Annotated in this window: 16 protein-coding genes; 10 read left to right on the top strand and 6 right to left on the bottom strand. The window is 33.2% G+C overall.

Annotation, left to right across the window (positions count from 1 at the left end; translation table 11 throughout):
- Positions 1 to 32 precede the first annotated feature (32 nt).
- From ACQY22_RS06845 to ACQY22_RS06835, 3 genes are read right to left on the bottom strand one after another with little or no spacing between them, the layout of a single operon-like run.
- Entirely contained in the window at positions 33 to 806 is a 774-nt protein-coding gene (locus ACQY22_RS06845) for a sulfite exporter TauE/SafE family protein (RefSeq protein WP_428323953.1), read from the bottom strand.
- Positions 807 to 841: 35 nt separating this feature from the next.
- Positions 842 to 1,474 carry a hypothetical protein gene (locus ACQY22_RS06840; protein WP_428323952.1) on the bottom strand — a complete coding sequence of 211 codons (633 nt, stop codon included), beginning with the start codon at positions 1,472 to 1,474 and terminating at the stop codon, positions 842 to 844.
- Between the two features lie 40 nt (positions 1,475 to 1,514).
- Complete coding sequence (locus tag ACQY22_RS06835) at positions 1,515 to 2,006, bottom strand: DUF192 domain-containing protein (protein WP_428323951.1); 492 nt, start codon at positions 2,004 to 2,006, stop codon at positions 1,515 to 1,517.
- A gap of 86 nt (positions 2,007 to 2,092) precedes the next feature.
- Between ACQY22_RS06835 and ACQY22_RS06830 the strand changes: the two genes are divergently transcribed.
- On the top strand, positions 2,093 to 2,836 hold the full coding sequence (locus tag ACQY22_RS06830; protein ID WP_428323950.1) for a hypothetical protein: 744 nt from the start codon (positions 2,093 to 2,095) through the stop codon (positions 2,834 to 2,836).
- A gap of 9 nt (positions 2,837 to 2,845) precedes the next feature.
- Here the strand turns inward: ACQY22_RS06830 and ACQY22_RS06825 are convergent, their stop codons facing one another.
- A complete protein-coding gene (locus ACQY22_RS06825) occupies positions 2,846 to 3,202 on the bottom strand; it encodes a hypothetical protein (RefSeq protein WP_428323949.1) in 357 nt (118 codons plus the stop codon).
- 135 nt (positions 3,203 to 3,337) lie between these two features.
- Between ACQY22_RS06825 and ACQY22_RS06820 the strand changes: the two genes are divergently transcribed.
- Positions 3,338 to 3,802, top strand: a complete 465-nt coding sequence (locus ACQY22_RS06820) for a metal-dependent transcriptional regulator (protein ID WP_428323948.1) — start codon at positions 3,338 to 3,340, stop codon at positions 3,800 to 3,802.
- On the opposite strand, the gene ACQY22_RS06815 is transcribed toward ACQY22_RS06820, so the two are convergent.
- Positions 3,789 to 5,606 (bottom strand): PINc/VapC family ATPase, encoded by a 1,818-nt coding sequence (locus ACQY22_RS06815; protein ID WP_428323947.1) that lies wholly within the window; start codon positions 5,604 to 5,606, stop codon positions 3,789 to 3,791. The genes ACQY22_RS06820 and ACQY22_RS06815 overlap by 14 nt on opposite strands.
- 230 nt (positions 5,607 to 5,836) lie before the next feature.
- On the opposite strand from ACQY22_RS06815, the gene ACQY22_RS06810 reads away from it, so the two are divergent.
- Genes ACQY22_RS06810 through ACQY22_RS06795 form a run of 4 tightly spaced genes read left to right on the top strand, consistent with a single transcriptional unit; the run spans position 5,837 to position 8,568 of the window.
- On the top strand, positions 5,837 to 5,974 hold the full coding sequence (locus tag ACQY22_RS06810; protein ID WP_428323946.1) for a hypothetical protein: 138 nt from the start codon (positions 5,837 to 5,839) through the stop codon (positions 5,972 to 5,974).
- A gap of 40 nt (positions 5,975 to 6,014) precedes the next feature.
- The gene (locus tag ACQY22_RS06805) at positions 6,015 to 7,436 is read left to right on the top strand and encodes a TldD/PmbA family protein (protein WP_428323945.1); all 1,422 of its coding nucleotides are present in this window, start codon (positions 6,015 to 6,017) and stop codon (positions 7,434 to 7,436) included.
- Positions 7,437 to 8,027: a uracil-DNA glycosylase gene (locus ACQY22_RS06800; RefSeq protein WP_428323944.1), complete on the top strand. Its 591-nt coding sequence runs from the start codon at positions 7,437 to 7,439 to the stop codon at positions 8,025 to 8,027.
- The gene (locus ACQY22_RS06795; RefSeq protein ID WP_428323943.1) at positions 8,011 to 8,568 is read left to right on the top strand and encodes a DNA-3-methyladenine glycosylase; all 558 of its coding nucleotides are present in this window, start codon (positions 8,011 to 8,013) and stop codon (positions 8,566 to 8,568) included. The genes ACQY22_RS06800 and ACQY22_RS06795 overlap by 17 nt, the downstream gene beginning before the upstream one ends.
- On the opposite strand, the gene ACQY22_RS06790 is transcribed toward ACQY22_RS06795, so the two are convergent.
- Positions 8,565 to 9,197 carry a VTT domain-containing protein gene (locus ACQY22_RS06790; RefSeq protein WP_428323942.1) on the bottom strand — a complete coding sequence of 211 codons (633 nt, stop codon included), beginning with the start codon at positions 9,195 to 9,197 and terminating at the stop codon, positions 8,565 to 8,567. The genes ACQY22_RS06795 and ACQY22_RS06790 overlap by 4 nt on opposite strands.
- Before the next feature lie 90 nt (positions 9,198 to 9,287).
- Here ACQY22_RS06790 and ACQY22_RS06785 point away from each other — a divergent pair, with 90 nt between their 5' ends.
- The 4 genes from ACQY22_RS06785 (at position 9,288) to ACQY22_RS06770 (ending at position 12,274) form a co-directional block, all read left to right on the top strand.
- Positions 9,288 to 9,662 carry a DUF6659 family protein gene (locus ACQY22_RS06785; protein ID WP_428323941.1) on the top strand — a complete coding sequence of 125 codons (375 nt, stop codon included), beginning with the start codon at positions 9,288 to 9,290 and terminating at the stop codon, positions 9,660 to 9,662.
- A gap of 130 nt (positions 9,663 to 9,792) precedes the next feature.
- Positions 9,793 to 10,086 carry a hypothetical protein gene (locus ACQY22_RS06780; RefSeq protein WP_428323940.1) on the top strand — a complete coding sequence of 98 codons (294 nt, stop codon included), beginning with the start codon at positions 9,793 to 9,795 and terminating at the stop codon, positions 10,084 to 10,086.
- A gap of 63 nt (positions 10,087 to 10,149) precedes the next feature.
- Positions 10,150 to 10,962, top strand: coding sequence for a hypothetical protein (locus tag ACQY22_RS06775; RefSeq protein ID WP_428323939.1), 813 nt, complete (start codon positions 10,150 to 10,152; stop codon positions 10,960 to 10,962).
- Positions 10,963 to 11,071: 109 nt separating this feature from the next.
- Positions 11,072 to 12,274, top strand: a complete 1,203-nt coding sequence (locus ACQY22_RS06770) for a hypothetical protein (protein WP_428323938.1) — start codon at positions 11,072 to 11,074, stop codon at positions 12,272 to 12,274.
- The last annotated feature ends 3 nt before the right edge of the window (positions 12,275 to 12,277 follow it).

Below are 12,277 nucleotides of genomic sequence, written 5' to 3'. Positions count from 1 at the left end.
ATTTCTATAAAAGCACAAAAAGAATTTTGAGGCTAAAATCCCAAAGATGTTGAGTTACCAGTTAAAGAATCAAAGAATAATTTTCCTGCAGCAATCAAAATAACGACAGATACCAAAATCTGAAGATACCTTTCTTTGATATCAATAGACAATCTTGCTCCAACTAATCCACCAACAAAAGAACCAATTGCAAGAAATCCAGATTGAATAAAATCAGGATGTCCCAATAAGCTATGAGTAATTACTCCTGATGAAGAAGCAAATAACAATATCATTTGAGAGGTGGGTGCAGCTTTTTTCATTGCCATACCCATTCCAACTACCATTAATGGAACAAACACAATTCCTCCACCTATTCCAAAGAAAGAAGATATGATTCCTGCAAAGAAACTAGCACCTATTGCAAAAATCATCATTTGTAAAGAAATTTTTTTTTCTTTTGTTTCGATTTTTTTTCTCAAAAAAATATAAGCAGCTGATGCAATCAACACAAATCCAAACAATATCTTAAAAATATCAGAACCTACATCACTAGAAACAATTGCACCCAATACAGTTCCAGGAATAGATAACAATCCAAGTTTTAACCCTAAAGAATATTCAATTCGTTTTTGTTTAGAATAAGATATGGTAGATGCAACAGCATTGCTAAGAGCTGCAAAAAGACTATTACTTGCAGCGGCAGTTGGAGAAAACCCAAGGAAAGTTAAAACTGGAACTACAATAACACCACCTCCTAATCCAATCATAGAGCCCAATACACCTGCTGCAAATCCTAAAGGAATAAGCCATAATTGATCAATCATCGTAATCGCCAATCAAAGAATTTTGTTGTATATAATTAGACGTGTTTTGTAATAATTAATGTCCGTAACACAGAATCATCTTTTGAGGTAATCTCCAAGAGAATTTCAGTGTCAGCCAAATTATCAATTTTTGATTTTATATTACGCTCATCTGAGTCATAATAGAAAGCATGTACAGCATCTAGCCATTCAGGAATAGATTCAAAATCAGCAGATTCTTCTTCCCAGCAATCACAAACAAGCGTTTGAATTACAGTCTCAAATATCGCATATGTAATTTCTTTATCAGATTCCAATGTATCAGTTTCAATATTAGCAATTGCTAAAATTGGTGATGCAGTACTTCCACCAATGTTGATATTTCCAATTGTGTCACCGTTAGAATCCAAAACAGCAGTGGTTGTACAATATTCTACATTTTTTGGAAGGCCTTTTTCAAAAAATGCACAGTATTGACTAATGGTGTGATCAGTTATTGCAGTAGGAGATGAAACAAAAATGTCATGTTCTTTCAGAGATGTTTGTATATCTTCAATATCATAATAAGTAAAGCCAGAATTATAAATTGGGGTTGTAAATGATTCACCAGTCTCTTCAGGAATTAACATTGCGTATGATGCAACAGCTGCAATACCAAGAACGATTGGAATTATAATTAATTTATTCACAAACAACAACTATAGCATTCAAAGATAAGGTTTTGCAATCCTAAATTGAGATGATAGTTAAAATAGAATCTTTTGTAATGTTGTTTTGATCTATAAATCCAGCAGTCACTTCAAGAATATAGATTGCATCATTTTCAGGAACTACACTTTGACATGTAGCAATTTCTAGTGCAGCTTTACATGGAGGTACATCTTGTTCCATGTGGACCATTTTTCCATTTTCATCAAACCACATCATATCAAGTGAAAATTGCATGTTAAGCATCCATAGAGAATATAGCCCAGATTCATTAAAGACAAAGATCATACCTTGATCATATGGTAATTGATCTTGAAACATCAATCCACGCACTCTTCTAGGTTCAGTATCAGCTATTTGGACCTCAAGCGGGACATCATCAACCAAAACCGTTCCTCTAGGAAATTCAACAGATTCCAACTTACTTTCCTGAGGAATAGACATCAAGCCCACAACTCCAATAATAACAGCGGCAATTGTGATTGGAATTAGTGCCTGAGCCCTAGTAGTCACATTTCAATTTAGACATGGCTTTTAAAATACGTTAATTATTTTTGGAGTCGAGGACATTTATACAAACAATCAGTAATTACAAGTAATTGTCTGAGGATAAAATATTACCAAAAGATAGTGACTCAGATTACAGTTTACCTGGTCGTTATGAAGAAAGTAATTTTACACATGAACAACCAATTGTTCCTTATGAAAATACACCAAGATCAAATAGTAAGAGTCTTGCAATAGGAGTAATTGCTTTTGCAATCATATCAACAGGATTCATTTCATATTATTTTTTGAATCAAAATGAAATTGATTCACAAATTGTCCAAAATACATTAAACATCAGTCCTGAGCAAATTTTGGCAGAGCAGTACAATGTTGGAAAGTATGGAAGTGATCATGCACATGCAGCAATACTTGTTGTTCTAGATGGAGAGCAGCTGAATTTTGGATTACCGCAATTCCAATTATCTAGTAAATACATTCATTTTGAGGATCATAATCCATATTTGATTCACAAACATGCAACAGGAGTACCATTAGAAATGCTCTTTGTGTCAATCGGATTAGATATAACACAAGAGTGTATTTTTGTAGAATATGATTTTTCTAAAGACGCCAATGAGTTTTGTGCAGAAAACAAAAAAACAGTCCAAGTGTATCTTAATGGAAAAAAATTCCCATCAGACATTTCACAGTATGAAATTCAACATAATGATAGAATACTAATCACATTAGATGAGAAATCAATTTCAAAACATTTGAAGTATTTAGAATCATTTGAGATATTTGATGTCCCAAAAAAACCATTAGTTAATTCAGGAAAAGATATTCTTATCTAAAGACATAATCTAGCGATTCATTACAGATGTTTTAAAATCACTAATTGAGGAAATGGTGTTTTTTGTTTGATTTCCAATATCGTGAATTGTAGCACTGTTGTATTTTTTCTCCAAGTATCTTCCTGCAACTATCATAGGACCACCAACGGCACAAGTTACACCTGTGGGTTCTGGAATCCATAACATCAAAAAGCCTATTTTTTGGAGTTTTTTGCCAGGAGCGGGAGCTTTCTGAAGGGCACCTAATGAACGAGCAGTGTGACTATCATCCATTTTTGCAACATCAGAGTACAAACTTGCTCTTCTTTTTGCAGATTCAGAGATTTTGCGTAATTTTTCTAATCGTTCCTTTAGAGGATCAGTCATTCCTACATCAAATATTGGAAAAAATAGTTAAGATTCAAAGATCAACAACGGTTACTTCTGAGTCAACAAAGAGTAACCAAAAATATCTGAAAAGACACTCAATTATAGTAGATAGAATTTAGATACAAAGATTACATGAAAGGCAAAAATTCCAAGAGGTTAGATTCCATCAAAGCAGCCCATCAATCAGAAAGAACACGTTCTAGTACCAGAATGGAAGATTATTTGGAAATAATTTCAGAATTAGTTGAACTAAAAGGATATGCAACGACTTTAGATATTTCAAGATACATGAATGTGAGTGCACCTAGTGTCACCAAAATGTTACAAAGATTGGATGAAGGAGGATATCTAGAATATGAAAAATATCATGGAATTAATTTAACAAAGAAAGGTGCAGATGTAGCTGAAGGAATAAGACAAAAACATGGAATTTTGTTAGAGTTTTTTGAGATTCTAGGAATAGGATACGATACTGCAAATCAAGATACAGAAGGAATAGAACATCATCTAAATCCAAAGACAATCAAACAACTAAGAAAATTCATCACATTTTTAAAAGCAAACCCAAAGATTATTGAAAATTTTAAAAATCTTTGAGAAATAGTTGGATGTCATTTTGGGATGAAGCAAGTTTCATTAAATTTCTTGCAACATCAGAACGTTTTGGGATTTTGATTTGTCCCTTTTTACCAATCCTAGTTGATGTAATGTATTCATCATGAACGTAAATATCTGCATGCATTGAAGTATACTCTTTGCTAACAGTAAGAATCAAAGCTGTTTTTGATTCTGAAAAAGTAAAAGGCAAATCATTTGAATCTAAATCATAATGTTCAGAATCTTTTTGGACCACATCAACATGTACTTGCAATGATTTCTCAATTTCATTAATGTTAGAGCCACCTCTACCAATGATAGATGGGATGTATTGCTCATCAACCATTACTTTTACACGATTATCAGATAGAATTTCAACCTGCGCTCTAGGATCATATTTTTTGAACGTCTCACAGATTTTATCTTCAGCTAGTTTTTCTATTCCTACTTTGGTCTTTTTTCCTACAGGGACTATCACATTTTCTTCCCCAAAGGTGTAGATTTCATGCTCCAATGTATTATCAGTAAAATCTCGAATTTCAATGACAGGTCTGGCAAGATCAGATTCAGTCATTCCAGAGGGTACCTTTACTTTTAATTCTAAATCATAGACTTTTTTGATTTGGCCATCTTTAACAAACACTACAGTATCCAAAACATTTGGAATTATCCCAAGTTCAATTTTTCCAATAAATCTTTGAATTGCATCTAAGGGAGAGTTTGCATGAACAACTCCTACCATTCCAACTCCGGTCAATCTCAAATCAGCAAAAGTTCTAAAGTCTTCACGTCGTCTTACTTCATCAAATACAGTGTAATCTGGACGAACTAAAAGCAGAATATCAGCAGTATTATCAAAGCTTCCATCAAGTTTACTATACTGAGTGATACCAGAGTCAACTTGCAAATCACGAGGAGATTCAAATGTTTTTACAATTTTCCCCTGGTTGTGATAAAAATTTGCAAGACCAGAAGCTAGTGTACTTTTTCCAGAACCAGGAGCACCTGAAATTACAATTCCCTCTGCTCTATCAGAAAATCGTTCCATTAATTTTTCAGAGACATCATAATCCTCAAGAGACATTTGTATAATTGGATGCACAATTGTTATCTCAAAAGATTCAGAGAATGGAGGATGAGTGATTGCAATTCGGTAATCCTCATGTTGTACTACTGAAGCACCAGTTTTGGATATTTCTATAGTGCTAGAATCATTAGAGTTTGCTACATCTAAAATTTGAGATGAAACCATCTCCAGATACTCTCGAGTAAGAACATCATTGTTAATTTTTGTAAGTAAAAAGGCACCAGGTTTACCTCGTTTGGCAAGAGGGGGTTGATTTTCCTTGAGATGGACACTCATTGTTTCAGCATCAAAGAATTTCAGAAAGTCCAAATCCTCTTTAGGAATTTCTGTTTTTAGAAATACCGTTTGAATTCCTTCAGCTTGTGCAACTAAATGCTGAACATGATCAGAGGTGTAAAGGATGGCATCGTTTTGTTTTGCCATATCAGCAATTAATGCGTCAATTCTTCCATCTCCTGCAAGTTTAATTTCATCAGAAGATAGGTGTGAGCCTTGTTGAATTACCTCTAAACCAAAACTTCCAGATAGATCTTTTAATTTACGAATTTTTTCTAGGCCCACAAATCCCTGTTCTTTTTTATTTGATGCTTGGGATTGTAATTCATCTAAAACTGCTTGAGGAATGATGATTTGAGAATTTTTAACAGAGCCTTTTTCAATTTGGGATATCAGTTGGCCGTTAATTATAACACTAGTGTCAGTTACGATTTTGGACATATTACAGATAGTCATTGAAGCGTATACTAATTATCGTTTCCTGAAACATCGTAAATTGGTTTTTGTAGTAAAAAATCAAAATGTTTTTTCGTAAATGAAAAATGGCATCCAAAATATCAAAAAGATAGTCATTATTCAAGAAATCAACATAATACTGCTTAAAGAAAATAAGCTCCAAGAACTAAAATCACTCACTCTTCTCAAAAAATGCTAATTTGACAAAATACAACATGGATACGCATGAAAAAAATAAAGAATTTTACACAAATTGCACACTGTATTTTGAATTCTTGCGAAAAGTTGGAAAGACAGACTATGAGTTTGAAGATGAGTATTACTTTACCATGCCTGCAATATCTAACAGTTAGAAACCAGAAGATTTAGGAATACCTCCAAGTTTCATAGCATATGGACACCCAATTAGAAGAATTTACAGATTATGCTATAAAGTATGCAAGCAATTCAGGGGTACAATATTGCGATGTAAGGTCTGAAGAACAAGAAAGAGTATCAGTGTTAATTGAAAATAAGGAAACAGAACATGTTAGAACAGTTAATGACTCAGGAATAGGAATAAGACTAGTAAAAGATGGAACATGGAGTTTTAGTTCAATTACAAATCCAAAATCAAAAAATCAGATAAAAAATGCAATAGATAATGCCATCAGAAATTCAGCTCATTATGCAAAAAACAAAAAAGAATCATTTTCCCTTTATCCAAATACCAGCATAGCAAAAACGATAGATTACAAAATAATACAAAAACCAAACTTGGACGAATTAATCAAAGTAGGTACAACATGCAATAAAATTATTTCAGATACCCCAAAAATTATCAAATCAGTAGTAAATCCATGGTACACAAATAATTCAAAATATTTTGCAAACAGTGAAGGCTCAAAAATTTTACAGAATTTTTCAGATGTAGTAATTGACATGGTTGCTACTGCACATGAATCAGGGGTAACTCAGTCAGTAAACATTACAGAAGGGGGGAGAGGAGGAATGGAGCAAATCACTAAAGGAGATAAAGCTCAAAACAGTGCACAAGAGATTTCAAAAAAAGCATCGGAATTATTGTCAGCAAAACCTGCAAAAGAAGAAAAAACTACAGTAGTTATGAATCCAGATTTTGTTTCATTACTTGCCCACGAAATATTAGGTCATCCATCAGAGGCAGACAGAGTTTTAGGAAAAGAAATGGCATGGGCAGGAGGAGCATGGTGGAAGGGAAAAATTGGAGAAAAAATTGGCTCTGAGCATCTAAATGTCTTTGATGATCCAACTATTGAAGAAAGTTTAGGATGGTATTTTTTTGACGATGAAGGAGTTCAAACAAAAAAGACATCCCTAGTAGAAGAAGGGGTTTTGAAGAATCATATGCAAAATAGAGAAACAGGAAAAATTTTCAATGAAGAACCTACAGGAAATATGAGAGCAACAAATTATCGATTCATGCCATTAATTCGAATGGCATGCACATGTATTGACAATGGAGATTGGAAAGTCGATGAAATGATTAAAGAAGTAAAAAACGGATATTTGATTTCAAACATGAAAATTCCATCAATTGACATGAAGAGATACAATTGGAGCATATCTTGTCAGTATGCACAAAAAATTGAGAATGGGGAAGTGACGGATTTACTTAGAGATGTGATTGTTATGGGAACTGCACCAGAGTTTTTCCAGTCAATTGATGCATGTGGAAATGACTTTACAGTAAGACCAATTACAAATTGTGGAAAAGGAGATCCAATGCAATCAATGATTATGGGAAATGGTGGGCCTTCAATTAGAGGAGTTGCCACAGTAAAGAGTGTGAATTAGATGAATCAATTAGAGATAATAAAACAAAACGTAATTGAATGTACAAAATGTGATTTGTGTAAAACAAGAACAAATTCTGTTCCAGGAAAAGGTAATTTTCAATCAGATGTGATATTTGTAGGAGAAGCACCTGGAAGAAATGAAGACAAAAATGGAGAGCCATTTGTAGGAGCAGCAGGAAAGAGACTTTCTGCAGCACTAGAAGGAGCAGGAGTTTCTAGAGAGGAGGTATACATTACTAATGTTGTAAAATGCAGACCGCCAAAAAATAGAGTACCAAGCACAAAGGAAAGGGATACTTGTAAAGAATATCTAAAAAATGAAATTTCAATAATTAAACCAAAAATTATTTGTGTTTTAGGGAATACGGCATTTAATTCAGTTTTAGGCGGCTCAGAGATTACAAAATTTAGAGGGAAATTAGTGAGAAAAGAGAATCAGTTGTATTTTTTGACAATTCATCCGGCTGCAACAATATACAATCAAGAATTAATCACAACATTAAACGAAGACATTGTAAAACTCTTTAATTTAATCAGAGAGTTAAAAAATAACAATACAGTTTCGATAGATATTGAATACACTTCCTAGAAAATTTTATCTCCAAGACACAGTAATTGTTGCAAAAAATTTGCTAGGAAAAAAAATTATTAGAAAAATAGGAAGAAGCGAGATTTCAGGAATCATTACAGAGACTGAAGCTTACAGACACAAAGATGATCCTGCAAGTCACGCACATAGAAAAATCACAGATAGAAACAAGGCAATGTTTGGAGATGTGGGAATTGCTTATGTGTATTTCACATATGGAATGTATTACTGTTTTAACGTAGTAGCTAGAAATCCAAAAGTTTCAGCTGGTGCAGTATTAATTCGAGCAATCGAGCCAGAAAAAGGAATAAAGAAAATGCAAGAGAATCGAAACAGAAAAGATTTGAAAAATCTTACAAATGGACCTGCAAAACTAACCCAAGCATTAGAAATTAGTAAAGAGCATTATGGTGTTGATTTGACAAAAAATCCAAAATTATACATCACAGAAGGAATCAAAGTAAAAAAAATCATTTCATCACCTAGAATAGGAATTAAAGAGGCAACAGACAAGTTATGGAATTTTAAAATAGATATCTAATCTTTATTGTTTTCATCCAAAGTCCAAGGAGCAAATTTACCAAGAATTCTTTGCCAATCTAACCTCAAAAGTAAAACCACAACTGTAGTCATCATAGCACCAAAAACAATAATTCCAATGTAAACAGGTGTAGCATCATCTATGTTTTCAAGGAATGGTTCAACTAAAGATAGTCCAAGATAATGAGAAACAAAGACAATGGTATAACTTAGAACAAACTTTCCAGTTAATGTTGCAATAAAGAATCGTTTTGGATTATATTTTGCAAGTCCTAATGGAACGTAAACCAAATCATCAGGGATGGGAGTTGCAGCAGCAAAAAATGCAGCACCTGCGCCATATCGTTTTACTAATCTTTCAAAAGGCCTCATTCTTTTCCTAGTTTCTTCTTTAATGATTTTTCTTCCACCATAGCTCACATAGAATATGATTTGTTTTGCTACAGTGGCAGTGACGGCAGACAAAATTGCCAATACATGTAGATCAAATTGATCACCTACAGACATTGTAGCTAATAACAAAAATCCTGGCAAAGGAACAAAGGGAACAAGTGAACCAAAAAAATTGACTAGTGCTAAACTGAGGTATCCCACTTCAGGTGCAAATGGAAAAAGATCAACAAAATCCACTGTTCAAACTGTTTTCATGTATTATTTAATTAAAACTAGATGAGAAAATGTAACAATCATTAAAATATCATCTTTTGTGAACTTCAATAAATGGAAGAAAAAGAGTACAGAGAGATTTGTGATACAATAGCAACAATTAGCCCATACATCAGATTTGTAGGAGTAATAGGCGAAAGTGGGGAATTACTGGCATACAAAAGAAGACCAGATTTAGTGCCATTATTGAATGAGAAAAACACTCAGTATCAGTTCTCACATATTGCCATAAAGACAGATTTGGAGGGATTTTTTGATAAAAATCTGGGTGAAATTGAATTTGTCTGGGAAGAACGAAAAAAAGTTCAGACCATATCATTTGCAATTAAGAAAGAAAGAGTGTGGATTTCAATTGATAAAAAAGTAATCAGATCCGAGATGCTTAGAATCATTGATTCCTGTTTACCAATTGTAAAAAAATATTCTTAAAAATTGAAATGCCCATATTGTGAAATTGATTTAGACTCACTTAGTATGACAGATGGCTTGAAACATGTTTTAGAGCATAAAAAAGAAAATCAAGATTAACTTTTTTGTATAACTAGAGTCATCAAACAATATGGATGAGCCAGATGAGATTCAAAAATTAATTGATGAGATTAGTTTTCGAAAAGCAAATTCCAAAGATTACAAAAACATGAAAGTCGAAGAGATAAGCAAAGAGCTCAGAGATATTATGGAATTTGAAAGAGTGTCTTTTAAAAAAATTGAAGAGTTTGAAAAAACGCAGGATAATCCTGATTTAATTCAATATGCCAAAATGATTTGTAAAAACACCACACAAAGAGAAATCACACAGATTCAAGAAGTATATTTAGAAAAAATTGATGAGAAATACATAAAATCAAAATGAATGTCATTAAATTAAACTTAAGACTACAGACAACCTCAAATATCCATCCACACAAGAGCTCTCATGTATAAGAAAAGAATAATTTGGTTTTTTGTTTTTATGGGAATGTATTCTCTGATTTTTCAAATAGGTTCAATGGCAGAACCAACAAGAGAAGAAGTTGCAATATTCATGAAAGAATTTGAAGTAATAACTGGAGACATTGATGCCATAGGATTGTTTGTTCACAATACAACAATATCACTTCCAATGTTCATTCCAGGAATTGGTGCAATATGGGGATTGCTTTCATCTTGGTCAACAGGATTTGCATTTGCAAACTTGGCAGTTCAATCACTCGCGCTTGCTGAAACTCCAGCACTTTCTATTCTATATTATTCTCCATATGGATTCATGGAAATTGTAGCCTATTCCATTGCCATATCCAGAAGTTTTATCTTAATTTTAGGAATTATCAAAAGAAATGATCTAAAGACACTACTAAAACCAACGGGCATTGAAATTGCCATAGTCATAGGATTATTGTTTGCAGGAGGATTCTTGGAACATTACATGATAGAGGCAGATGTAGAAATGTCTGAAAAAAATGAGCCAGTTACATATTCATCAGAATTACCAAAAGCATGTGATGGTGTGACTAGTGTAGAGACTCAACTTCACCCTACAGGTGAAGAATGTATGAAATTGCTTAATGAGCAAATTTTTGTTTATTGTTTGTCAGAAAATAATGAAGATGAATCTATTGCTCAAGGTTGCAGAGCAGAAGCATTTATGCAAATGGACCAAAACTGTAAAGAAAATGAAGAGTCACCTTACAACACATGTATGATGACAGAATTAAAACAGGCATATCAGAACATGGTTCCCAACCAATAATGTCAATATAGTATCAAATACCTTCTCGAAATAGCATCTTCAGAAATAATTATCATAATATGTTATTCAAAATCAAAAATGTTATTTGCTTGATTTATGTTGAATTATTATGGATTTTACAGCTTCATTGAAACTAATCCATGCCAATTTTTTCTTTGTAGATATTGTTGGTTTGTCAGATACTTCAATGTCTACTAAAACTCAAATCAAAAAAATCGAGACACTAAACAAATGTATGTCAGAATGCAAATCATTCCAATCCGTTCCTATTGAATCGCTATTATTATTACCAACAGGAGATGGTTGTTGTATTGGTTTTCTACAAGGACCAGAATTACCATTACTATTAGCAATAGAATTACATGAAAAACTAGCAGCATACAACAAAGCAAAAATTCCAAGTGAAACCATACGAGTAAGAATTGGATTACACAGTGGGAATTGTTTTATTGTAAATGACTTGTTGGGTCAAAGAAATACTTGGGGTCCAGGCATCATATATGCAAGAAGAGTTATGGATTTTGGGGATGACGGACATATTTTATTATCTCCAACACTGGCGGAAGATTTACGTTCTTTATCAGACGAATATAGGGATGTAATCAAACCAGTTCATGACGTAGTACTAAAACATGGAATGACAATGTTACTTTATTCAGCATATGGAGAGGGTTTTGGGAATAAGAAACATCCGGAAAAGGGAGCATCAATGCGCAGCAAATATGGAGAGGAGATACTTCGGTTACAAAAAACAACACTGTATCCATCAATTGATTTGATATTATCAGTAGTAGATCCAGAAAAGATGATAGTTCAACACAAAAGAACATACGAAGTTGTAAACACATCAAATGACCCAATCAAGACAGTGTTACATGGAATTGCAACAGATGTAGACATTCCAGACATTAACGACATGAACATTAACGTATATGATGAAAAAGACAGAGAATGTCCAATTACAAGCATTAACGTTGACAAACCAGATGTCAAAGAATTTACGACAGAATTTAGTGAGCCAATTACAAAAGAAGATACGGGTAAAAAATACACATTACAATACGAGGTAGAAGAGCCTGAAAGATATTTTGAGAATGCATTTTTAATTGATTGTCAGAAATTTAACATGTCATTCAAATATCCTACGGGAAATGGAATCAAACGGCCAGAATTATTAGAAATCAACCAAGAGACAGAGGCCAAAACATCGTCAAAAATTCAACCAAAGATAAGCACAGAAGGCGCTCATGAAATCATAAAATGGACGATGGAAGACATTCCAAAAGGAAAGACATACAGAATAGAATGGTAGTTT

It is taken from the genome of Candidatus Nitrosopumilus sp. (assembly GCF_965263415.1).
In the GTDB taxonomy this organism is placed as follows: Archaea; Thermoproteota; Nitrososphaeria; order Nitrososphaerales; family Nitrosopumilaceae; genus Nitrosopumilus.
This window is presented reverse-complemented; position numbering and strand designations above follow the sequence as displayed.

Coding starts and splice junctions, on each gene's coding strand:
- ACQY22_RS06805 (WP_428323945.1), top strand. CDS start 6,015: ATGGACACCCAATTAGAAGAATTTACAGATTATGCTATAAAGTATGCA.
- ACQY22_RS06775 (WP_428323939.1), top strand. CDS start 10,150: ATGTATAAGAAAAGAATAATTTGGTTTTTTGTTTTTATGGGAATGTAT.
- ACQY22_RS06845 (WP_428323953.1), bottom strand. CDS start 806: ATGATTGATCAATTATGGCTTATTCCTTTAGGATTTGCAGCAGGTGTA.
- ACQY22_RS06820 (WP_428323948.1), top strand. CDS start 3,338: ATGAAAGGCAAAAATTCCAAGAGGTTAGATTCCATCAAAGCAGCCCAT.
- ACQY22_RS06800 (WP_428323944.1), top strand. CDS start 7,437: ATGAATCAATTAGAGATAATAAAACAAAACGTAATTGAATGTACAAAA.
- ACQY22_RS06810 (WP_428323946.1), top strand. CDS start 5,837: ATGGATACGCATGAAAAAAATAAAGAATTTTACACAAATTGCACACTG.
- ACQY22_RS06815 (WP_428323947.1), bottom strand. CDS start 5,606: ATGTCCAAAATCGTAACTGACACTAGTGTTATAATTAACGGCCAACTG.
- ACQY22_RS06785 (WP_428323941.1), top strand. CDS start 9,288: ATGGAAGAAAAAGAGTACAGAGAGATTTGTGATACAATAGCAACAATT.
- ACQY22_RS06825 (WP_428323949.1), bottom strand. CDS start 3,202: ATGACTGATCCTCTAAAGGAACGATTAGAAAAATTACGCAAAATCTCT.
- ACQY22_RS06770 (WP_428323938.1), top strand. CDS start 11,072: ATGGATTTTACAGCTTCATTGAAACTAATCCATGCCAATTTTTTCTTT.
- ACQY22_RS06780 (WP_428323940.1), top strand. CDS start 9,793: ATGGATGAGCCAGATGAGATTCAAAAATTAATTGATGAGATTAGTTTT.